The sequence below is a fragment of the Parvibaculum indicum genome (assembly GCF_011762095.1).
GTDB classification, from domain to species: domain Bacteria; phylum Pseudomonadota; class Alphaproteobacteria; order Parvibaculales; family Parvibaculaceae; genus Parvibaculum; species Parvibaculum indicum.
Genome location: NZ_JAASQO010000001.1, coordinates 329,512 through 351,548, shown reverse-complemented (window position 1 = coordinate 351,548; position 22,037 = coordinate 329,512). Strand labels below are relative to the sequence as shown.

22 protein-coding genes and 1 tRNA gene are annotated in these 22,037 nt (G+C 62.9%); 17 read left to right on the top strand and 6 right to left on the bottom strand.

Annotation, left to right across the window (positions count from 1 at the left end):
• Positions 1-97 precede the first annotated feature (97 nt).
• Complete coding sequence (locus FHS78_RS01745) at positions 98-1,117, top strand: DUF8173 domain-containing protein (RefSeq protein WP_167089644.1); 1,020 nt, start codon at positions 98-100, stop codon at positions 1,115-1,117.
• Here the strand turns inward: FHS78_RS01745 and lipB are convergent.
• A complete protein-coding gene (gene lipB / locus FHS78_RS01740; RefSeq protein WP_343041915.1) occupies positions 1,114-1,809 on the bottom strand; it encodes a lipoyl(octanoyl) transferase LipB in 696 nt (231 codons plus the stop codon). The genes FHS78_RS01745 and lipB overlap by 4 nt on opposite strands.
• A 63-nt stretch (positions 1,810-1,872) precedes the next feature.
• Between lipB and FHS78_RS01735 the strand changes: the two genes are divergently transcribed.
• The 6 genes from FHS78_RS01735 to FHS78_RS01710 all read left to right on the top strand — a co-directional run bounded on the left by FHS78_RS01735 (position 1,873) and on the right by FHS78_RS01710 (position 6,472).
• Entirely contained in the window at positions 1,873-2,121 is a 249-nt protein-coding gene (locus tag FHS78_RS01735) for a FliM/FliN family flagellar motor switch protein (protein WP_343041914.1), read from the top strand.
• 171 nt (positions 2,122-2,292) lie between these two features.
• Positions 2,293-2,853, top strand: coding sequence for a precorrin-2 dehydrogenase/sirohydrochlorin ferrochelatase family protein (locus FHS78_RS01730; protein ID WP_167089642.1), 561 nt, complete (start codon positions 2,293-2,295; stop codon positions 2,851-2,853).
• Entirely contained in the window at positions 2,850-3,683 is an 834-nt protein-coding gene (locus FHS78_RS01725) for a phosphoadenylyl-sulfate reductase (protein WP_246220296.1), read from the top strand. The genes FHS78_RS01730 and FHS78_RS01725 overlap by 4 nt, the downstream gene beginning before the upstream one ends.
• A 103-nt stretch (positions 3,684-3,786) precedes the next feature.
• Positions 3,787-3,873: transfer RNA gene (locus FHS78_RS01720), tRNA-Leu, on the top strand.
• A 158-nt stretch (positions 3,874-4,031) separates the two neighbouring features.
• Positions 4,032-5,414, top strand: a complete 1,383-nt coding sequence (gene mgtE / locus FHS78_RS01715) for a magnesium transporter (protein WP_167089640.1) — start codon at positions 4,032-4,034, stop codon at positions 5,412-5,414.
• Positions 5,415-5,482: 68 nt separating this feature from the next.
• Complete coding sequence (locus FHS78_RS01710; RefSeq protein ID WP_167089638.1) at positions 5,483-6,472, top strand: Kelch repeat-containing protein; 990 nt, start codon at positions 5,483-5,485, stop codon at positions 6,470-6,472.
• 33 nt (positions 6,473-6,505) lie between these two features.
• Here the strand turns inward: FHS78_RS01710 and FHS78_RS01705 are convergent, their stop codons facing one another.
• Entirely contained in the window at positions 6,506-7,414 is a 909-nt protein-coding gene (locus tag FHS78_RS01705) for a phosphatase PAP2 family protein (RefSeq protein ID WP_167089636.1), read from the bottom strand.
• Between the two features lie 92 nt (positions 7,415-7,506).
• Between FHS78_RS01705 and FHS78_RS01700 the strand changes: the two genes are divergently transcribed.
• The gene (locus FHS78_RS01700; RefSeq protein ID WP_167089634.1) at positions 7,507-8,697 is read left to right on the top strand and encodes an acetyl-CoA C-acyltransferase; all 1,191 of its coding nucleotides are present in this window, start codon (positions 7,507-7,509) and stop codon (positions 8,695-8,697) included.
• On the opposite strand, the gene FHS78_RS01695 is transcribed toward FHS78_RS01700, so the two are convergent.
• The gene (locus FHS78_RS01695; RefSeq protein WP_167089632.1) at positions 8,694-9,095 is read right to left on the bottom strand and encodes a nuclear transport factor 2 family protein; all 402 of its coding nucleotides are present in this window, start codon (positions 9,093-9,095) and stop codon (positions 8,694-8,696) included. The two genes, FHS78_RS01700 and FHS78_RS01695, sit on opposite strands and share 4 nt — an antisense overlap.
• 8 nt (positions 9,096-9,103) lie before the next feature.
• Positions 9,104-9,700 carry a TetR/AcrR family transcriptional regulator gene (locus FHS78_RS01690; protein WP_167089630.1) on the bottom strand — a complete coding sequence of 199 codons (597 nt, stop codon included), beginning with the start codon at positions 9,698-9,700 and terminating at the stop codon, positions 9,104-9,106.
• 139 nt (positions 9,701-9,839) lie between these two features.
• On the opposite strand from FHS78_RS01690, the gene FHS78_RS01685 reads away from it, so the two are divergent.
• The 6 genes from FHS78_RS01685 to FHS78_RS01660 all read left to right on the top strand — a co-directional run bounded on the left by FHS78_RS01685 (position 9,840) and on the right by FHS78_RS01660 (position 17,045).
• The gene (locus FHS78_RS01685; RefSeq protein WP_167089628.1) at positions 9,840-11,012 is read left to right on the top strand and encodes an isovaleryl-CoA dehydrogenase; all 1,173 of its coding nucleotides are present in this window, start codon (positions 9,840-9,842) and stop codon (positions 11,010-11,012) included.
• Positions 11,013-11,022: 10 nt separating this feature from the next.
• On the top strand, positions 11,023-12,615 hold the full coding sequence (locus tag FHS78_RS01680) for a carboxyl transferase domain-containing protein (protein ID WP_167089626.1): 1,593 nt from the start codon (positions 11,023-11,025) through the stop codon (positions 12,613-12,615).
• 11 nt (positions 12,616-12,626) lie between these two features.
• Complete coding sequence (locus FHS78_RS01675) at positions 12,627-14,639, top strand: acetyl/propionyl/methylcrotonyl-CoA carboxylase subunit alpha (RefSeq protein ID WP_167089624.1); 2,013 nt, start codon at positions 12,627-12,629, stop codon at positions 14,637-14,639.
• 76 nt (positions 14,640-14,715) lie between these two features.
• On the top strand, positions 14,716-15,609 hold the full coding sequence (locus FHS78_RS01670; protein WP_167089622.1) for an alpha/beta hydrolase: 894 nt from the start codon (positions 14,716-14,718) through the stop codon (positions 15,607-15,609).
• 51 nt (positions 15,610-15,660) lie between these two features.
• Positions 15,661-16,095, top strand: coding sequence for a DUF1489 family protein (locus FHS78_RS01665; RefSeq protein ID WP_167089620.1), 435 nt, complete (start codon positions 15,661-15,663; stop codon positions 16,093-16,095).
• A 92-nt stretch (positions 16,096-16,187) separates the two neighbouring features.
• A complete protein-coding gene (locus tag FHS78_RS01660) occupies positions 16,188-17,045 on the top strand; it encodes a phosphatase PAP2 family protein (protein ID WP_167089618.1) in 858 nt (285 codons plus the stop codon).
• Between the two features lie 6 nt (positions 17,046-17,051).
• On the opposite strand, the gene panC is transcribed toward FHS78_RS01660, so the two are convergent.
• Complete coding sequence (gene panC / locus FHS78_RS01655) at positions 17,052-17,918, bottom strand: pantoate--beta-alanine ligase (protein WP_167089616.1); 867 nt, start codon at positions 17,916-17,918, stop codon at positions 17,052-17,054.
• A gap of 155 nt (positions 17,919-18,073) precedes the next feature.
• Here panC and FHS78_RS01650 point away from each other — a divergent pair, with 155 nt between their 5' ends.
• Positions 18,074-18,406 carry a hypothetical protein gene (locus tag FHS78_RS01650; protein WP_167089614.1) on the top strand — a complete coding sequence of 111 codons (333 nt, stop codon included), beginning with the start codon at positions 18,074-18,076 and terminating at the stop codon, positions 18,404-18,406.
• Positions 18,407-18,544: 138 nt separating this feature from the next.
• Entirely contained in the window at positions 18,545-19,423 is an 879-nt protein-coding gene (locus FHS78_RS01645; protein WP_167089612.1) for a division plane positioning ATPase MipZ, read from the top strand.
• Here the strand turns inward: FHS78_RS01645 and FHS78_RS01640 are convergent, their stop codons facing one another.
• A complete protein-coding gene (locus FHS78_RS01640; RefSeq protein WP_167089610.1) occupies positions 19,424-21,058 on the bottom strand; it encodes a D-alanyl-D-alanine carboxypeptidase in 1,635 nt (544 codons plus the stop codon).
• Positions 21,059-21,702: 644 nt separating this feature from the next.
• Between FHS78_RS01640 and clpS the strand changes: the two genes are divergently transcribed.
• Positions 21,703-22,035: an ATP-dependent Clp protease adapter ClpS gene (gene clpS / locus FHS78_RS01635; RefSeq protein WP_167089608.1), complete on the top strand. Its 333-nt coding sequence runs from the start codon at positions 21,703-21,705 to the stop codon at positions 22,033-22,035.
• Positions 22,036-22,037 lie beyond the last annotated feature (2 nt).

Here is a 22,037-nt window from a genome sequence, read left to right as displayed (position 1 = left end):
GGGATTACGCGAAAAGGGCGCTTTCGGGCGCCCTTTTTCATATGCGGCGCTTGTGCCTATAGTGCGGGTCGAGCGTTACAAGCTGAAAGGACCGACGATGCGCGCGTTTCTGCTGGCCCTGGTGCTGCTGACCCTCCCGGTTCTGTCCGCCTTGCCGGGCGGTGCCGCCCATGCGGCCCAGAAAGGCTATGAATGGGGAACGGACGACGCTCTGTTCCTGACCGGGCAGGAAGTGACCTTCTCGCGCAAGACGGACCGGGGCCTCAATATCCTTGCCGAGACAGTGATCCTGACGCCGGATGCCGATGTCGACGGGGGTGTCTGGATCGCGGCGCGGCGCGTCGCGATGAGCGGCAAGGTCGATGGCGATGTTTCCATCCGCTCGCAGGACGCGCTCATCAATGGCGAGATCGACGGGACCGTCACCTTCTATGGCAGCCGGCTGACGCTCGGGCCGGATGCGAGGATCGACGGGGATGTGAATTACTACGCCGCCTCGCGGGCCGACATCGATCCGGGGGCGGAGATTTCCGGCAAGGTAAGCGAAAACGCCTGGTCGTCCCGCAAGGCCGAGCCACGGGCGATGCCGCAAGACCGGCGCCTGCCGCGCGAATGGGAAGAGCGAAGCCGGTCGGGCTGGTCGGCGCCGGGCTATCGCGTGTCGGCCGGCGGCGCGGTCGTGTTCGGCATTCTCGCAGCGCTGTTCGCTCTGCTGGCGCCCGAAGGGAGCGCTCGCTTGCGTGACGGGTTTACCGAAAACCCGTTGCTTGCCTTCCTTCTCGGTCTGGCCTGGATCGTCGGCGTGCCCGTTCTAGCGGTTGCCGTTGCGTTGACGATTATCGGCATTCCGGCGGCGTTCATCCTGATCCTGCTCTGGCCGCTGGGCGTGATCGCGGGGTTCCTTACCTCCATCGTCGCGGCAGGCGCCTTTATCTGGACGAAGCTCGGCGCGGTGGGCGAGGGGGCACTGGGGCGCGTCATCGGCGTCGCGATTGCGACATTCGTGTTCTGGATCGCGCTTTCCATGCCGATAGCGGGCGGCCTGTTCTGGCTTGCCATCGTAACGGCGGGGATCGGCTCTATCGTGCTGGGGATGAGGCAGGCGGATTTGCCCTAGGCGGTTTCGCTTTCGCCGAAAACCTCTTCAAAGGTTTCGCGCAGCACCATGTCGACTTCCGGAATCGAGACGAGATGTCCGAGATCGGCAAGGCTCGTCACGCCGTGCTGGCTGATGCCACAGGGCACGATGCCGGTGAAATGATCGAGGTCGGGATCGACGTTCAGGCTGATGCCGTGAAACGTCACCCAGCGGCGCAGGCGGACGCCGATGGCGGCGATCTTGTCTTCTCGGCCCGGGCCTTTTTCGGGGCGGCGAACCCAGACGCCGACGCGGTCGTCGCGGACCTCGCCTTTCACGTTGAACCGTTGCAGCGCGGCGATGAGCCATCGCTCCAGGTCCTGCACATAGGCGCGGACATCCGGCTTGCGGCGCTTCAGGTCGAGCATGACATAGGCTACGCGCTGTCCGGGACCGTGATAGGTGTACTGCCCGCCGCGGCCCGTCTTGAAGACGGGGAAGCGATCCGGCGTCAGCAGGTCCCTGGCGTCCGCGCTTGTGCCTGCCGTGTAAAGCGGCGGGTGCTCCAGCAGCCAGACCATCTCAGGCGCCTCGCCGGCGGCGATGGCGGCCGCGCGTTCTTCCATGACGGCGACGGCCTCTTCATAGGGGACGGGCGCGTCCGACACGCGCCATTCCACCCGATGCGACGCATCGGATGAGGGGGCAGGCCTGCTCGACTGGTTAACCACGGGGTAACTCCGCCATGCGAATTTGGGCTTCGGGTGGTGCTCCTCAAAGGGGCAGATAAGCTAATGGGCGCGAAAATGAATACCGTCAACAAGGTCTTTGTCGAACTATCGGTGGTGCTTGGCAAGACCACCTTGCCGATTCAGCAATTGCTGAAGATGGGGCGCGGCGCCGTGATCGAGCTCAATGCGCGCCATGAAGACGATGTGCTCCTGCTGGCCAACAATGTTCCGATCGCACGCGGCCAGATCGTTGTGGAAGGCGAAAGGATCGCCGTTTCGGTGACGGAACTGATCAGCCAGAAAGCCGATTAGACGGCTGAAACAGGGTAAATTCGCAGGAAGGGCCGGGAACGGCCCTTTTCTTCGCCTATAAACAACGTGAAAATAGTGTTATTATTGGTATAATACGTTATCTTCTTGAATTATTTTCTCCGGTTCCATATCTCTTTGGGGAATTGGAGTGTAGCAGGAGGCCGGGCGTCGATGTTTCCGATCCTGATCGATACCGACAGCGTGAATATCGTACTGATCGGGGAGGGCGACGATGCCCTGCGTCGGCTGCGCTTGCTGGATGAGGCCGGTGCGTCGCGGCTGGATGTCTATGCGCGCGATCCGGCGCCGGACTATGCCTCGGCGATCGGCGACAGGTTGCGCGGCGCGCGGCCGGAGGCCGGGGCGCTGGAGGCCGCGCGGGTGGTTTTCATCGCCGGGCTCGAGGAAGCCGAGGCCGAGAGGCTTGCCGAGGCGGCACGGGCGGCAGGCGCACTTGTGAACACGGAAGACCGCCGGGCGCTCTGCGATTTCCATGTGCCCGCCATGCTGAGGCGGGGCGAGCTGACGCTCACCGTTTCGACGGGCGGCAAATCGCCGGGCCTGGCACGCCGCCTGAAGCGCTATCTGGCCGAGAAATTTGGCCCGGAATGGGGCGGGCGGCTGGACGAACTGGCTCGCCAGCGCGAGATGTGGCGGGACGAAGGAACAGGCATTGCCGAACTCGGACGCCGGACCGATGCCCTTATCGACGAGAAAGGCTGGTTGTCATGACCGCACTCGATCTCACAAGAAAAAGCACGGGGCTGACAGACCGGCAGGCGGCGGTGATGGATGCCGAGCCCGTCACGTCCGCGCGTCTGCGCGAATTGCGCGACGCCTATGAAAGCCTTGCGCCGCAGGACCTTCTCGAGGTCATGATCAAGTCGGAGTTTCAGGGCCGGATCGCGGCGGTTTCCTCTTTCGGGGCGGAATCGGCCGTGCTGCTTCACATGATTTCGCAGATCGATCCGACGACCCCGGTCATCTTTCTCAATACGGGAAAGCTTTTCGGCGAGACGCTACGCTATCGAGACCGGTTGCAGGAAAAGCTCGGACTTGCGGATCTGCGTGCCATCGGCCCGCATCCGGACGATCTGGCGGCCCAGGACCCAAACGGGGGCCTGTGGAACGCCAATCCGGACCAGTGCTGCCATATCCGCAAGGTGCTGCCGCTGGAGCGCGCGCTCAAGGGCGTGGAGATGTCGATTACGGGCCGGAAGCGTTTCCAGACGAGCGCCCGCTCTGCCATGCACAAGATCGAGGAAGAGGCGATCCGGGGCACCGGAGAAGCGGGAGCGGCTAAATCGGGGTCCCTGGGGACCCGCTTCAAGCTCAATCCGCTGGCGGACTGGGATCAGGAGGCGCTGGAGGCCTATCTGGACGAATACAGGCTGCCGCGTCATCCCCTGGTGAAAGACGGCTATCTGTCCATCGGCTGCATGCCCTGCACGGAACGCGTGCCCGAAGGCGGGTCCTATCGCGACGGGCGCTGGGCCGGGCAGGACAAGGACGAATGCGGTATCCACCTTCCGGTGACCAATACCGACGGCGACGGCATTTAATCTCAACTTGTGCGTTCGGATGCATTTTGCCGCTTGAGTAGCCGTCAGGGATTTGTTACATGGGCGGCTCTCCAGAACGGAATCTGGTCTGGGACATGCGTGCGCGGTCGTGGCGGAATTGGTAGACGCGCAGCGTTGAGGTCGCTGTGGGGTAAAACCCGTGGAAGTTCGAGTCTTCTCGACCGCACCATGTCCTTCGGACCTGTCGGATTTCCGGTCCTCCTTCTATTCGTTCGCCGGTTCTAGCGGCTGGCAGGCAATCGCCAAATAGCGCACACTCTGCACGCTTATGCGTCGGATTCGCTTTGCCGTATCCGCGCCGTGTTTGAGTGATCCGGAGGTGCCCGTTTGGCAGATTTGGCGACCAGGACTGATACGGAAGAACCGGACGACCTTTTGAGCCCGGCCTTTGTTCGCGCGGTGGTCGATGCCATCGACCGGGCCGACCGGCCGCAGGTCCGTTCTCTGGTTCTCGACCTCAGACCGGCCGATCTCGCCGAATTGCTGGAGCTGGTGCGTCAGGACGAGCGTCATGCGCTTGTCGAGATGATCGGCTCCGATCTCAACCCCGAAACGCTTCACGAACTTGACGAATCCGTCCGCGACGACGTGATGGAGATGCTCGATCCGAGTGTGATCGCATCGGCCGTCGCCGAGATGGATTCCGACGACGCGGTCTATCTGCTGGAGGATATGGACGCGCAGGATCAGCGCGAAATCCTCGAACAGCTTCCGGCGACCGACAGGGCGGTCCTGGAAAAGTCGCTCGAATATCCCGACTATTCCGCCGGCCGTCTCATGCAGCGCGAGCTGGTGGCCGTGCCGCCGTTCTGGGACATCGGCCAGACCATCGACTATCTGCGCGAAGCCGACCAGCTTCCAGACGAGTTCTATGAAATCTTCGTCGTCGATCCGGGCTACAAGCCGGTGGGGACGGTGCCCCTTTCGCGCGTCATGCGTACCAAGCGGCCCGTCAAGATGTCGGAAGTCATGGAGGAAGAGCAGACCCTCATCCCGGTGAACATGGACCAGGAAGACGTGGCGCTGCTTTTCAGCAAATACGACCTTATTTCGGCCGCCGTGGTGGATGAGGACGAGCGTCTGGTCGGTGTGATCACGGTGGACGACATCGTCGAAGTCATCACCGAAGAGGCGACGGAAGATATCCGGCGTCTCGGCGGTGTCGGCGAGGAAGCGATTTCCGATACGGTCATCCAGACCACGCGCAGCCGTTTCTCATGGCTGTTTCTCAATCTGCTGACGGCCATTCTCGCCTCGGCGGTGATCGGGCTTTTCGACGGGACGATTTCGCAAATGGTGGCGCTGGCCGTGCTTATGCCCATCGTCGCCTCGATGGGCGGCAATGCGGGGACGCAGACGATGACGGTGGCCGTGCGCGCATTGGCGACGAAAGATCTCGTGCCCTTCAATGCCTCGCGTATCGTGACGCGCGAAGTGATGGTCGGTTTCCTGAACGGCATCATGTTCGCGCTGCTGATGGGCGTCATCGGCGGGCTCTGGTTCGAGAACCCGGCGCTGGGGATGATTATCGCGGCGGCGATGATCATCAATCTGGTGGCGGCCGGGCTTGCCGGTATTCTGATCCCGATCGGTCTCGACAAACTGGGCGTGGACCCGGCCGTGTCCTCCGCCGTTTTTCTTACAACGGTGACGGATGTGGTCGGGTTTTTTGCCTTTCTGGGGCTCGCCGCCCTGTTCCTCTTCAACTAGGCTTGCAGGTCGTTGGGGAGAGTGCGGTGTGGCAGCCTAGGTATTGTGAGGCAGGGGAAGGAGAGAAGATGACCCGGATTCGGCGTATCGTTCGTTTCGTGTCGAGCGGGATTGCGGTCCTCGTGCTTTTGGCCGCCAGCGGCATGGAGGCTTGCGCCGAAAGCTGGACGGAGGGCGCTCCCATGCTCAATGGCCGCGTCATGGCCGCCGGTGCATTGCTGGGCGACGAGCTTTATGTGCTGGGCGGCGACGCGATTGCGGGCCCGCGTTCGGATACGGAAATCTTCGACCTCAAAGGCAATTTCTGGCGGTCGACCTCGGCGCTGCCCGCGGGTGTGCAACAGGCAGCGGCGGCGGCGCTTGACGGGCGCGTCTATGTGTCCGGCGGCTACAAGGCGAACAAGACCCGGCCGGAAAAGGCTGGCGGTCCGAGCCGTTCCTTGTGGATTTTCAATCCGCGTATCGGCACCTGGGTGGACGGTGCGTCCATGCCCGCGCCGCGTGTGGGGCATGGGCTCGTGGCGGTCGACGGCAAGCTTTATGCGGTCGGCGGCAAGGGGCCTGATGCGGCCCGTGTGACCGCCTATGATCCCGCTGAAAACAAATGGACGCAGACGGGCGCCGCCATGCCCGCGCCGCGTGTGGAGGCCGCCTATGTGGCGGCGGACAACCGCATCTATGTCATTGGCGGTCTTTCCGCCTCGGGCGCTGCCATGTCGCGCGTCGACATCTTCGACGTTGCGAAGGGGAGCTGGTCGCGCGGTCCCGACCTGCCGTCGCCCCGGGCAGGGCATGTCGCAGTCGTTCTGGACGATGCCATTCACGTCTTGGGTGGCGAGCGGCGCGATCCGCCCAAGACGCATGGCGATCATTTCGTGATGGATCTGGAAGGGCAGGCGGGCTGGCGCCGTTCCGCCGCGCTGCCGACCCCGCGTCATGGCGCGGTCGCGGCGGCGGATGACAGCAAGCTCGTCGTCGCGGGCGGCAGTCCCGGCGCCGGTTTCTATTCGGTGTTCACCGAGAGCGACGTCGTGGAAATTTTCACCGCGACCGACTAATCCAGAAGCCGAAACCGACGAGGGGACTCCGTTCTATGCCGTGGCGTGAGCCGTGCCCGGTTTCATCAGGCCGAGCTTGCGAAATACCCAGGGCGCGATGCCGGTAGCATAAAGCCCAAGCAGGGCGGAGACTGCCAGCCCGGCAACGGGGTGGCCGAGGTCTGTCGCTTCCACCAGTCTCGTGGCGCCGGCCCGCAGCGCGAAGAGACCGAGCGTACCGCCTATGGCCATGACGATCCGGAGCCACCAGGCGGGAAGAACCGGCTTGTGCGGGGCGGCTTTTTTGTCGAGCGCCGCGCCGGCGAACCAGCCCAGCAGCAGGAAAAGAACGCTGGCAATCGGTCCGGGGTTCTCGCCGTTCGGCCAGATGAGCCAGAGGGCCGGGATCGAAACGACAATGACGGCGAATTCGAACCCCGCGGGCAGACTGCGGATGAAAGCGATGATCCGTTCGCTGACCAGCCAGGCGAAGATACCGAGCGTGATGAAGCCGAGGATGGTGCCGGCCAGCACATCGTCGATGTCGTGAACGCCAAGGTAAAGACGGCTGAAAATGACACCGGCGGCGATGATGGCTGCGCCGATCCATGCCCAGGGGCGACGCAGTTCCCAGGCGAGCCAGAACCACATGGCGATGGCGACCTGGGCATGGCCCGACGGGCGCCCGTAGGAATCCGCTACGCGATCGGCGTCGAGCTGAAACCGGGCTGCCGGGCGCGGGTCCTGCCAGAAATCCTTCAACCAGCCGTTCAGGACGGCGGTCAGGCCGATCAGCACGACGAGGCGGGTGAACATATCGCGGTCCCATAGCCAGTAGCCGATGGGCAGGAAGATGAGGAAGAAAGGCGCGTAGCCCAGAAAGGTAAAGCCGTAAAATACGGTCGTCGCGAGGTCGTTCCGCAGCGGAAGGACCCAGTTCATATCGTGAAGAACGCTGTACAAGGCTTTTTCCCCCTCTCCATCTCTCTTATTGTGCTCACCGATCGTTCATCGTCGGCGGCTCAAGCCGACAACAATACTCATGGGAAGCGGAAATGTCAGACGTCACCAAGGATCCCATCGTTATCGTCAGCGCTGCGCGCACGCCCATGGGCGGCTTTCAGGGCGCCCTGTCGGGTTTCAAGGCGCCGCAACTCGGTGCGACCGCCATCGAGGCGGCTTGCGAGAAAGCCGGGCTCAGCCATACGGCGGTGGATGAGGTGCTGATGGGGTGTGTGCTGAGCGCGGGTGTCGGCCAGGCCCCGGCGCGACAGGCGGCGCTGGGTGCGAAGCTCGACGAAAGCACGCCCTGCACCACGGTGAGCAAGGTATGCGGCTCCGGCATGAAGGCCGTGATGCAGGCGCATGACGCGCTGGCGCTGGGCAACGGCGCGGTCATCGTGGCGGGGGGCATGGAGAGCATGTCCAACGCGCCGTATCTTCTGCCCAAGGCGCGTGGCGGGATGCGGCTCGGCCATGCGGAGGTGAAGGACCACATGTTCCTGGATGGCCTCGAGAACGCCTATGACGGCTATCTGATGGGGCATTTCGCCGAGGAGACGGCGAAGCATTATCAGTTCAGCCGTGAGATGCAGGATGCCTATTCCATCGAGTCGCTGAAGCGCGCGCGGGCGGCCAATCACGATGGGTCCTTTTCTCATGAAATCGTGCCGGTGGAAGTGAAGTCGAAAAAGGGCGCGGTCGAGGTGACAGGCGACGAGCAGCCGGACAAGGCCGACCCCGCCAAGATCCCGACGCTGAAGCCAGCCTTCGCGGCAGGCGGTTCGGTGACGGCGGCGAATTCCTCTTCCATTTCGGATGGCGCGGCGGCACTCGTCATGATGAAGATGTCGGAGGCGGAACGGCGCGGGCTGAAACCGCTTGCCGTCATTCGCGGTCATGCCTCCCATGCGCGTGCACCGGAATGGTTCACCACCGCGCCGGTCGGCGCGATCGAGACGCTGATGGAAAAGACGGGATGGAAGACCGGCGACGTCGATCTGTGGGAGATCAACGAGGCCTTTGCCGTGGTCGCCATGGCGGCGATGCGCGAGTTGGATATCCGTCATGACAACATGAACGTCTATGGCGGTGCCTGCGCGCTGGGCCATCCCATCGGCGCGTCGGGCGCACGCATCATCGTGACACTCTTGAATGCGATGAAGCAGAAAGATGCGACAAAGGGCGTCGCCTCGCTCTGCATCGGCGGCGGCGAAGCGACGGCGGTGGCGGTCGAGCGTCTCTAGGAGGCGGCGTTCGCCAGCGCGGCCTTTACGTGCTCGGCAAGAGCGATCAAACCATTCAGCGGGCGGATGAGAACCTCGATATGTTCCATCTGCCCGTTTTCATTCACGGTGATGCGGTCGATGCCCTTGAGCTTCGTGTCGCCGAGACGTCCCTCGAATTCGAGGATCATCTCGTTCCCGTCGAACCATTCCTTCGTATATTCGAAATCCTGCAATCCTTCCGCCACGGCGCGCAGGATCGCCATCACATAGGGGCGGTCGTATTTCGGCGTGAAGAAGGCGGGGGAGGAGATGCCGGTCTTTTCCGCCACGAGCCTGTCCAGCAGGTCGGGATCGTGGTTTTCGACATAGGCATACCAGAGGGTAAGAAATTTCTCGGCTGCGGGGCTTTTCGACATGGGAGTCCTCACCTGTTTTTTGTGACGCCGTCGAGCACGAGCCGCTCGTGAATGCGGATCAGCGCTTCCCGGTCGATGCGTCCGCCGGGATCGTACCATGTGCAGATGCCCGTCAGCATGGCGAGAATGGCATAAGTCGCAACCCGAACATCCTCCACAACGAAATCGCCCGAGGCGCGGCCTGCGTCCAAAATCGCGCAGAGGCGATCTTCATAGGTTCGGCGCAGGTCGACGATGATGTCGCGGTTTTCAGGGTCGAGGCTTCTCAGCTCCGCCGAGCCGATGAAGACCTCCCGCTTTCTCTCGATGTGATAGGTGAGGTGGAAGGCCGTGAACGCCTTGAGGCTCTCTACGGGGGCGGTATGGCCCTCCAGCGCTTTGTCCAGGCTCTCCAGCAGCGTGATCATATGATTGTGGATGAGGTCGAAGAGCAGTTCCTGCTTGGTCGCGATGTGATTGTAGAGCGAGCCCGGCTGCAGCCCGACCTCCCGGGCGAGGCGCCGCAGCGTCATCGCTTCATAGCCATGTTCGTAGATAAGCTGCAGCCCGGCCTCGCGGATCGCGGCCAGCGTCTTGGCGCCAGATGAGCCGGCGGTTCTGGACATATCGGACGGGTTCCCCGCTTGCGGCGAAAAATAAAAGAACGTATGTTCGTTTTTATAATAAGCAATGACGGCTGCCGGTCAAATGCGCAATCCAGACGCCCGGCGCCGCCGACCCGGCATTCTGTGAGGAGAGGCTTCCATGCTGCCCAACGAATACCCCTCGCTCGATTTCGACCTTGGCGAGACGGCCGATGCGATCCGCGACACGGTGCGGTCCTTCACGGCGGACAAGATCACCCCTCGCGCCGATGAGATCGACAAGACGAACGAGTTTCCGCGCGATCTCTGGCCACAGATGGGCGAGCTGGGCCTTTTGGGCATGACGGTCGAAGAGGAGTATGGCGGCACGGGGCTCGGCTATCTGGAGCATGTCGTGGCTATGGAAGAGATCAGCCGCGGTTCGGCGAGCGTCGGTCTTTCCTATGGCGCGCATTCCAATCTCTGTGTGAACCAGCTCCGCCGCTGCGGCTCGGAAGAACAGAAGCGCAAATATCTTCCCAAGCTGATGACGGGCGAGCATGTCGGTGCGCTGGCCATGTCGGAGCCGGGGGCGGGGTCGGATGTCGTCTCCATGAAATTGAAGGCGGAGAAGAAGGGCGACCGTTACGTTCTCAACGGCAACAAGATGTGGATCACCAACGGTCCGGACGCCGATGTGCTGGTCGTCTATGCCAAGACGGACCCGCAAGGCGGCCCGCGCGGCATCACGCCCTTCATCGTCGAAAAGGGCATGAAGGGGTTCAGCCCGGCACAGAAGCTCGACAAGCTCGGCATGCGCGGGTCCAACACAGCCGAACTCGTCTTCGAGGATTGCGAGGTGCCGGAGGAGAATATCGTCGGCAAGCTCAATGAAGGCGTGCGCGTCCTGATGTCGGGGCTCGACTATGAGCGCGCCGTGCTTTCCGCCGGACCGCTCGGTATCATGCAGGCCTGCATGGATGCGGTGATCCCTTACGTGCATGAGCGCAAGCAGTTCGGCGAGCCCATCGGCACGTTCCAGCTCATGCAGGGCAAGCTTGCCGACATGTATTCGACCATGAATGCCTGCCGTGCTTACGTCTATGCCGTCGCCAAGGCGTGCGACCGCGGGCAGACCACGCGCAAGGATGCGGCGGGGGCTATCCTCTATGCCGCGGAGAAGGCGACCTGGATGGCGCTGGAAGCGATCCAGACGTTGGGCGGTAACGGCTATATCAACGACTATCCGACGGGCCGGCTGCTGCGCGATGCGAAGCTTTACGAGATCGGCGCGGGCACGAGCGAAATCCGCCGCATGCTGATCGGGCGCGAACTCTTCAACGAGACGGCATAAGGGGGAGGGCATGACGGTCCTGCAAAGCAGCGTCTCCACGCGCGACGACAAGTTCAAGGCCAATGCCGAAGCCATGGCGGCGCTGACCGCCGATCTCAATGCGCAGCGTGAAAAGGCTGCGCTGGGCGGCGACGAGCGCTCCCGCGAGCGGCATGTGAAGCGTGGCAAGATGCTGCCGCGCGATCGCGTTTACGGGCTGATCGACCCCGGCACGCCGTTTCTCGAACTCTCGCCCATGGCCGCGCATGGCCTCTACGGCGAGGACATCAATGCGGCGGGCATCATCACCGGCATCGGCCGCGTGGCGGGGCAGGAATGCGTCATTGTCTGCAACGATGCGACGATCAAGGGCGGTACCTATTATCCCGTCACGGTAAAGAAACATCTGCGCGCGCAGGAAGTTGCGCTCGAAAACAATCTGCCGTGCTTCTACCTGGTGGATTCAGGCGGGGCGAACCTGCCCAACCAGGCCGATATCTTTCCCGACCGTGAGCATTTCGGGCGCATCTTCTACAATCAGGCGCGTATGTCCGCTGCCGGTATCCCGCAGATCGCCGTGGTGATGGGCTCCTGCACGGCGGGCGGTGCTTATGTGCCCGCCATGTCGGACGAGACGATCATCGTGCGCCAGCAGGGCACGATCTTTCTTGGCGGGCCGCCGCTCGTAAAGGCCGCCACGGGTGAGGTGGTGAGCGCGGAAGACCTCGGCGGCGCGGATGTGCATTCACGCAAGTCCGGCGTGACGGATCATTACGCGGTGGACGATGCGCATGCGCTGGCGCTGGCCCGTCAGATCGCCTCCACGCTCAACCGCAAGAAGACGATCGACATTCCGCTGAAGGAGCCCGAGGCGCCGCTTTACGACATGGCGGAACTCGACGGCGTGGTGCCGTCCTCGCTCTCCGTGCAATACGATGTACGCGAGGTGATTGCGCGGCTGGTGGACGGGTCGGCCTTCGACGAGTTCAAGAAGCTCTATGGCACGACGCTCGTTTGCGGCTTTGCGCATCTGCACGGCATTCCGGTCGGCATTGTCGCCAATAACGGCATCCTGTTTTCGGAGTCGGCGCTCAAGGGCGCGCATTTCATCGAGTTGTGTGCGCAACGGAAAATCCCGCTCCTCTTCCTGCAGAACATTGCAGGCTTCATGGTGGGCCGCGAATACGAAACGGGCGGCATCGCCAAGGATGGGGCGAAGCTCGTCACTGCGGTGGCTTGCGCCAATGTGCCGAAGATCACGCTGGTGATCGGCGGGTCCTATGGCGCGGGTAATTACGGCATGTGCGGGCGGGCCTATTCCCCGCGCTTCCTCTTCACCTGGCCCAATGCGCGTATCTCCGTCATGGGCGGCGAGCAGGCCGCAAGTGTGCTCGCGACGGTCCATCGCGATGCGGAGAAGTGGACGCCGGAAGAGGCTGAAGCCTTCAAGGCGCCGATCCGCGAAAAATATGACGAAGAGGGGCATCCCTATTTTGCGACGGCGCGGCTCTGGGATGACGGCATCATCGCGCCGTCCGAGACGCGCCGCGTGCTGGCGCTTGCCTTCTCCGCAACGCTCAATGCGCCCGTGCCGGACACCAAGTTCGGCGTCTTCAGGATGTGAGGCAGCGGCCAATGTTCAATTCCCTTCTCATCGCCAATCGCGGCGAAATCGCTGTCCGTGTCATCCGCACTGCGCGGGCCATGGGGCTGCGCACCATCGCGGTCTATTCCGACGCCGACGCCAATGCCTTTCATGTGGCCGAGGCCGATGAGGCCGTTCATATCGGTCCCGCCGCGGCGGCTGAAAGCTATCTCCGGCCTGAAAAGATCATCGAGGCGGCCAAGCTCACCGGCGCAGAGGCGATCCATCCCGGTTACGGCTTCCTGTCGGAGAACGCCGCCTTTGCGGAGGCTTGCGCCGAAGCGGGCATCATTTTCGTCGGGCCGCCTGCGGAGGCGATCCGGGCCATGGGGCTCAAGGATGCGGCCAAGGCGCTGATGGAAAAGGCGGATGTGCCTGTCGTGCCGGGCTATCATGGCGACAATCAGGATCCGGAGTTCCTTGCCGGCGAGGCGGAGCGTATCGGCTATCCCGTGCTCATCAAGGCGGTCGCCGGCGGCGGCGGCAAGGGCATGCGCCGCGTGGACGATGCCGATGGGTTTGCCAAAGCGTTGAAGTCGGCGCAGCGTGAGGCAGGGTCCGCCTTCGGTGACGAGCGCGTGCTGATCGAGAAATTCGTGACGAGCCCGCGTCATATCGAGGTTCAGGTCTTTGCGGACGGCCATGGCAATGCCGTCTCGCTCTGGGAGCGCGATTGTTCGCTCCAGCGCCGCCATCAAAAGGTGATCGAGGAAGCGCCTGCGCCGGGCATGCCGTCCGACATGCGCGACGCGATGAGCGATGCGGCGGTGAAGGCCGCGCTCGCCATCGGTTATCGCGGGGCGGGCACGATTGAATTCATCGCCGATGGTTCCAACGGGCTGTCGAAAGACGCCTTCTTCTTCATGGAGATGAACACGCGCCTGCAGGTCGAGCATCCGGTGACGGAGGCGATCACCGGGCAGGACCTTGTGGAATGGCAGCTCCGTGTGGCTGCAGGTGAACCCCTGCCGCTCGCGCAGGATGAAATTCCGCTCAACGGCCATGCGGTGGAAGCGCGTCTTTATGCGGAAGACCCGGCGAAGAGCTTCTTTCCCTCCACGGGTCGTCTCGTTCGGCTGCGCATGCCGGAGAGCCGGTCCCAGATCCGCACCGATATGGGTGTGCGCGAAGGCGACGAGGTGACGATGTTCTACGACCCGATGATCGGCAAGATCGTCGCAAGGGGGCGGGACCGTCATCAGGCCATCGGCGCGCTGGCGAATTTTCTGCGGGGCATGGAAGTCGCGGGCCCCAGGACCAATCTGCGCTTTCTTGAACGCGTCATGGCGTCGGAGGCGTTCCGCGCCGCGCATCTCGATACCGGCTTCATCGACCGCCATATCTCGGACCTCGTGCCGAAGGGCCCCGCGCCCGCCGAGGTGATTGCGCTGGCCGCGCTTGGCCATCTGCTGGCGCGGGACGAGCGGCAGCGCACCCGGCAGCTTGAAACCGTGGAACCTCATTCGCCATGGGCGGCGAACGATGCCTTCGTGCTGGGCGGCCATCGTCGCGAAGTGCTGAGGCTCGAATGCGACGGTGATACGCTGATGGTGGCTGTTGAGCCCATGGGGAATGGCTGGCGTGTCGAACCCGAAGGCGGGGACCCGCTCACCGCATCGGGCATGCTCACTGAAGACGGTTCGCTCAGCGCGACCATCGGCATGCGGCGCCTTCGTGCGGCTTTCGTTCGTCAGGCAAAAGGCTTCCTGCTGCTGCATGAGGGTGCGGCCTATGCGTTCGACCCGCATGACGCGCTGGAAGCCGACGATGCGGCGGAAGGCGGTACCGGCGCGGTGACGGCGCCCATGCCGGGCAAGGTCATCCAGGTAGCGGTGAAACCCGGCGATCGCGTGAAGAAAGGCTCCGGGCTCATCGTGCTCGAAGCCATGAAGATGGAGCAGACGCTTTCCGCCGCTTCGGACGGCGTGGTGGCCTCGGTCAATGCGGGCGAGGGCGATCAGGTCGATGGCGGCGCCGTGCTGGTGACCTTCGAGGAAGAATAGACCGACCCGAAAAGACGGGTGACAGGCGGCCCTCTCCATGCTGAGGTTTTGGAAAAGAAACCGCAGGGAGGGAACAATGCGGCGCGATATCGAATTCAAGACCGAAGACGGCGTGACGCTTCGCGGCTGGTTCTATCAGGGCAAGGGTGTGACGGGCCCTGCGCCCACCGTCGTGATGGCGCATGGCTTTTCCGCCGTGAAGGAAATGTATCTCGGCGATTTCGCGGAATTTTTCGCGGAAGAGGGGATTTCCACGCTCGTCTACGATCACCGCAATCTTGGCGACAGCGACGGCGTCCCGCGTGGGCATATCGACCCGCGCCAGCAGATCGACGGCTATCGCGATGCGATCACCCATGCGCAGTCCATGGACGAGGTCGATGCGGACCGCATCGGCACCTGGGGATCGAGCTATTCCGGCGCGCATGTGCTCGTCGTCGGCGCGATCGACCGGCGCGTCAAATGCGTCGTCTCGCAGGTGCCGCTGGTCGCCGGACTGGAGTCCGCGCGGCGTCTCATTCGTGGCGATCACTGGGAAATGTTGCGCGCGGGCTTTGCGGCGGACCGCGCGGCGCGGATGCGTGGCGAGCCGGGTGCGCGCATGCCCGTCGCCGCGCCGGAGGGCGAACCCGCCGTATTGCCGACGCCGGATACCTATGAATTCTTCACCGAATTCGCCAAGTCGAATGAGAGCAAATGGGAAAACGACGTCACGATGCATTCGGTCGAGCTCTTCACGGAATATGAGCCGGGCGTCTATGTCCCGCGCATCTCGCCGACGCCACTGCTGCTCATCGCCGCGACCGGGGATCATCTGACTCCCTACGACCTGACCGCAAAGGCCTATGAGGAGGCGCTTGAGCCGAAGAAGTTCCTGTCGCTCCCCTGCAGACATTTCGAGGCCTATACCGGGGATATCTTCAGGATGTCCGCTCCGGTGCAGCGGGAGTGGTTCAAGACGCATCTCTGAGGGGTGAGGCTCCGGTTGCAGGCCGCTTCGCGAAAGGCATAATCGGGCGCCATGACCCTTCATCTCGTGAAACTATGCGTCGGCGCCGAGGGTGTGGACGATCTGCGGACCTGGCAGGCAGCGCGGCTCAAGGAAAAGAAGAAGAGCGGCGAGGCCCCGATTCTCGCCCATGTGACGCGCATGGTACCCAAGCGCGCCGAGGAGCTGCTGAATGGCGGATCGCTCTATTGGGTGATGAAGGGCGTCATCCGCTGCCGTCAGAAGCTCCTCGATATCGAGCCTTTCGTGGATGGCGAGGGGACGCGGCGCTGCCGCCTCGTCCTCGATCCGGATATCGTGCTGACCCAGCGGCGCGAGAAGCGCCCGTTTCAGGGCTGGCGCTATCTGGAGGTGGCGGACGCCCCCCGGGACGCCGCCACGGGCGGGGATGTGGAGGAAATGCCGGAGGAGATGCGGCGGGAACTCGAGGAGCTGGGGCTTCTCTGAGCGTATTTCCGTCGGAAACCCCCATTCCCGAATGGCCCGGTTAACCGCCCTGTGCCATATTGCGCGCTCTCTCAACGCCCGCCTTCAAAGCCATGCAGCGCTACAAAAATCCCATTCGCTGGTTCGTCCTCGTCTCGCTTTTCTTCCTGATGTTCCCGGATGTGGATATCTGGGTGTCGGGCTTCTTCTATTCGCCCGAGGCAGGCTTTTTCTGGCGCGATGCGGCGCCGATGCGCTTCGTCTATGAGGGCATTCATTTCGTTACGCGCTGGCTTTCCATCTTTCTGCTGGGCAGCCTTCTGGTGCGGCTCATCGTGGCCTGGGCGCCGCGTTTGCGGTCGCGCTATGCGGCGTCGGCTGCCGGGGCCGCGTCGCGCCGGGTGGAGCGTCGTGTCGGGGCGGCGGTGGATGCCTCGCTCATCTTCCGCATGGGGGCGGGCATATGGCGCGCGGCAAGGGGTCTCTGGCGGGAAGTCTGGGGCTTCATCAAGGGGATCGCCCACAGCGTGCCGACGGCGAAGCTCGTCTATCTTGCACTTTGCATGGCGCTGGGGCCCGGCCTTCTGGTCAATACGATCTTCAAGAACGAATGGGGGCGGGCCCGGCCGCATCAGATCGTGGAGTTCGGCGGTGCGGATCAGTTCACGCCGGTCTGGGTCATTTCCGACCAGTGCGTGAAAAACTGCTCCTTCGTCTCGGGTCACGCGGCGATGGGCTATTACCTGTTCGCCTTCGCTTTCCTGGCGTTTCCTCCCCTGCGCCGCAGCCTGTTCGCTCTTTCCATGGTCGCGGGGTTCGCCGTGGGCATGGTGCGCGTCGTCCAGGGAGACCATTTCATCAGCGACGTGATGCTGCCCGGCTTCTTCGTCTTTGCCGTCTGCGCGGCGCTGTATGAGCTCTTCGTCGCCCGCGGATGGCTTGAGGATGCGCGGCCGCCCGGTCGCTACTGAGACGGCCTATATAGGCATGTTGTCGATCAGGCGCGTATTGCCGATTTTCGCGGCGACGAGGATGCGCGCATCGCCATGTGCCCTGTCGTCCTCGAAGGGGGCTAGCGACGCGGCGTGGCGGATTTCCAGATAGTCCAGCGTGTCGAATCCGGCGGCGAGTATGCGTTCCCCGCCTTCCTTTACGGCCTGTGAAACGGGTGTGCCGCCGGCGGCCTTTCTGGCCGTCTCGCGCAGGATGACGTTCAACTCGCCGGCAATCTTGCGCTCTTCCGGGGTGAGATAGACATTGCGCGAGGACATGGCGAGCCCGTCCGCCTCTCGCATGATGGGGCCGCCGAGGATTTCCACCGGAATATTGAGATCGCGCACCATGCGGCGGATGACCATGAGCTGCTGCCAGTCCTTTTCGCCGAAAATGGCGATGTCGGGGAGGGCGGCCAGCAGCAGCTTGGAGACGATCGTGGCGACGCCTGCGAAATGGGTGGGGCGGAAGCTGCCTTCCAGCGGTTCCGAGACGCCGAAGACGCTGACCGTGGTGGAAAAGCCTTCCGGATACATTTCCTGCGCCGTGGGCGCGAAAATCAGCGAGGCCTTGCCATTGAGCGCGTCCGCATCCGCCGCTTCCTGGCGGGGATAGGCGTCGAGGTCCTCATGCGGCGCGAACTGGGTGGGGTTCACGAAAATCGAAACGACGACATGGTCGGCCTTGTCGCGGGCAAGATCCACAAGCGACAGATGGCCCGCATGCAGCGCGCCCATGGTCGGGACGAGAGCAACCGTTTCGCCTTTCATGACCCAACCGGCGACCGCGTCGCGAAGGTCTTCGATCGAGCGGGCGACGGGCAGGGCGTAGCTTTTCGTGTCGAGCGCCATATTCGTGTTCCCCGAAAGGCTGTGAGTTCTGCCGGACAATAGGCAGGCCCCGCGTTTCGTTCAATGGCGGCGGGCTTGGGGCGCCGGATAAGGCATGTCCGGTATGCGACCGTTGGGCGGCTTCCAATCGGCTGAAAACGGACTACATATTGGTTATGTCCAAAACAGCGAAATGCCTTGCCGTTCTGTTCATGCTCGCCGTTCCGGTGGTACCGGCCCACGCGGTCGACCTCATGTCTGGCGGCAAGCCCGGATCCGCGGCCTCGCCCAACTATCCCGCCCCGGAGACGAAATCCTCGACGGCGCCGGAAGTGGAGCCGCGCAAAAGTTATATTCCGGGGCATTCGAGCCGATACGGTGGCTATGTCCGCGGTCATTACGAGGAAGGACCGCCTCTGCCGCCGCATGCGCCGGGCAAGAAGTCGCAAGGTTATGTGCCCGGCCGTCACGACGCGAACGGGCGCTATATTCCAGGCCATCCCAAGTAGAAAACCGCGCGCTTGTGCCGTTTCCGAACGGAAGCGCACAGGCTTGCGCGTCAGGCTCTGCAACAAGTTGACGAGCGGTGCCCTGCGCTCGCAAACTCCGATAATCGATTCCCATTGATGTGGCGTTTGCGGGGGCGAATGAGCCAGAGCGAAGGGCGGAATGCCGCCCATGTCATTGTTCTAGGCAATGAGAAGGGCGGGTCGGGCAAGACCACTACCGCCATGCATGTCATTGCGAGCCTGCTTCACGAGGGCATGTGCGTCGGATCCATCGACCTCGACAGCCGTCAACGCTCGCTTACCCGTTATGTTGAAAACCGCAAGGCCTGGTGCGAGGCCAATGGCGTAAAGCTGGCCATGCCCGACCATCGCGTCATCGACCGCTCCAAGGCGGAAACCGTGGCCGAGGCGCAGGCGGAAGAGCAGGCGGCTTTCGATGCGGCCTATCGGGAGTTGTCCGCGACATGCGACTTCATCGTCATCGATTCTCCGGGGACGGATAATTACCTGTCCCGCGCCGGCCATTCGGTGGCCGATACGCTGATCACGCCGATGAATGACAGCTTCGTCGATTTCGACCTGCTGGGCCGGGTGGACCCACAGACCTATCAGTTGAAAGGGCCGAGCCTTTACAGCGAGATGGTCTGGGAGAGCCGCAAGCGGCGCGCCATGAAGGATGGCGGACAGATCGACTGGGTGGTGATGCGAAACCGCCTGTCGCATGTCGATGCCAAGAACAAGCGCCGCGTGGAAGCCGTACTCGAAACGCTGACCGACCGTATCGGGTTTCGTCTTGCGCCCGGTTTCGGCGAGCGCGTGATCTTCCGTGAGATGTTTCCCTCGGGCCTGACCTTGCTGGACCTGCGCGATGGCGGGGTGGATCAGCAGTTGTCGATGAGCCATGTCGCCGCGCGTGCGGAGATCAGGGCTCTTTTCGATATGCTCGAACTGCCGATCGGGGAAAAAGCGGAAAACGGGACGCCGGAGAGCGTTCGCGCCGCAGCGGCGTCGGGCTGATCAGCCGCGGTCGTTATGCGCCGTCCTGGTGCCCGCGGGCAGAGACCAGTTGGACGGCGGGATAGCGACGCAGGAGATATTCTGCCGGGAAAGGCGTCCGCAGGCCGTGCTGGCCGACTTCTCGCCGTCGAACCCTCCGAAACGCGACCGGTAAAGCGTGCGGTTGTCCGCCGTGCGCACGGGGATCGTGACCGGCACGGCCGCGTCGAGCTGGTCAGGCGCGGCGCGAATGGCGCGGCGAATGCTCTGCACGGCATCAGACTGGTTGGAATAGGCGCCGATCTGGATGACCCAGGTGCCTTCGGGAATGAGCGGTGCGCCCGCCTGCCAGTTCTGTTCGGCCGCGAGGATGCCGGCCGTCTGCTTGACCGTGGGTGCGCGAGGCTGGTCGCCGGTGCTGGCATGGGCCGGGGTCACGAGTATGTTGCCCAGGCTTTCGCCGGCCTTGGCGACGGGGCCCTTGGCCTTGCGGTAGGCGGCCACGGCGAAGGATTTGACGTCTTCGAGGGACTTCTCGCTGCCATCCTTGTCGGCCTGCGCGGCGGCGTGTTCGGGATCGGGCAGCGGGAGGATCGTGTTATCGGCGTAGGTTTCCTCATCCGGGTCGGCGCTGTCTTCTTCCAGCAGCGAGGCCAGCGCCATGCGGTCCTCGTCGCTGACGAGGTTCACAGGCCGGGCAATCGGCTGAGGGACGTTCTTGACCATGGCTGAGGCGAGACGGGTATTGCCGTCCGCCCATGCGACGGCGCGCGGCACATAACGGTCCAGAAGACCGATCATGCGGCGGTCGCGGGCCTTGGAAGTCTTGCCGCCCATCACCACGGCGATGACATAGCGGTCGTCGCGCTCGATTGTGGCTGTCAGGTTGAAGCCCGAGGCACGCGTATAACCGGTCTTGATGCCGGTCGTGCCGCGATAGTGGTACTTGGTCAGCAGGTTGTTGTGGTTCTTGTAGCGGCGACCGTTATAGGCGAAATATTTCCGGCTGAAGAAATGATAATATTGCGGGAAATCGAGGCGCATGCGCTTGGCGAGGATCGCCTGGTCGCGCGCCGTCGTCCGCTGGTAGCGGTTGGGCAGGCCGGACGCATTCTTGTAGGTGGTCTTCGTCATGCCGAGCCGGTGCGCGGTCTTGGTCATCAGCTTGGCGAATTCATATTCGGTACCGGCGATCTTTTCGCCCACGGCGGCGGCCACGTCGTTCGCCGATTTGGTGACGAGGGCGAGGATGGCGGATTCCACCGAGATGCTGCGGCCCGGCTTGATGCCCAGCTTGGACGGCGCCATGCCGGCGGCGTGGCGGGAAAAGACGACGCGGTCGTTCAGCTCGATCTCGCCCTTCTTCATCTGCTCGAAGAGGATGTAGAGCGTCATGATCTTGGTCAGCGAAGCGGGGTAGCGTTTCGCATCGGCATTGCTCGTATAGAGCACCTTGCCGCTGAAGGCGTCGATCACGATGGCGGATTGCTTGGGGGCCGCATGGGCCGTGCCGACATAGGTGCTTGCGACGGCGAAAGCGCAAAGGGCAAGAAGCGACAGGGTAAAACGGGATAGGCCGAAGCGGCGAAGAATCGCCTTTTTTGCGCCGAACCCCCTCGTTTCGGACTCCGGTACTTCCTTCGCTGAATCGCGCATGACCCATGACCCCGACTCGAGAGCCGTCCCCCCTATGGGTCGCCCCTCGTTACTTCTGTGAATACTGTAGCCGAAGAAACACAGGCGAGGAAAGCCCCGCGCGGTATCCGATGCCGGATAATCCCAGATTCTTCGGCACTTACAGGCTTATCCCGACGATAAGCACGAATTGTTACCCGATCGTTAATTTGGTTACTCTTTTCTTAACCCTCAGATTCGCGCAGGCTTTACCTTCGGTATTTACCGTAAATCGTCAGAAAACAGGGTGCCACGCTCAAGATCGGGCGGGAAGGCATGTAAAGGAAAAATGAAAACCTTTCCCATAGCGTTGCGGGGATGGGCCCCGCGTTTCAGGGGAAGGTTCTCCCGCGCCGCCGCTAAATCGCGCCGCGCAGGGCTTGCGCCGCACCGTTCCGGGCTGATTTGCTGGGGATAAAGCCAATCGGCCTTTGAAATTCCTGACGTTCGCCTATGTAATAGGAACCAGGAACCGGTTGTCGGGGCGCTTCGCGGGAGCGTTGGGCGCGCGGCAGCTTTTACGGGGCCGGCCGGAAAGGAGCAATCCAATGCAGCCGGCGGTAAGTGACTGGCAGGTATGGGCGCAGGTAAGGGCAATGTCCTACGATAAAGCGTCGGGCGAGAGAATGTCTGACGAACAGAGGCCGGACGATGATGACGGGGATGCCGGGACGGGCGTTGTTACCCGCACGAAGCCTAAAACCAAAAAGCCTTCGCTCTACAAGGTTTTGCTGTTGAATGACGATTACACGCCGATGGAATTCGTCGTTCATATCCTGGAGCGGTTTTTCAACAAGGGGCCTGAGGAGGCCATGAAGATCATGCTCCATGTGCATCAGCACGGGGTGGGCGTCTGCGGTCTCTACACCTATGAGGTGGCGGAGACGAAGGTGACGCAGGTGATGGACTTCGCGCGGCAGCATCAGCATCCGCTGCAATGCACGATGGAGAGAGAGTAGCG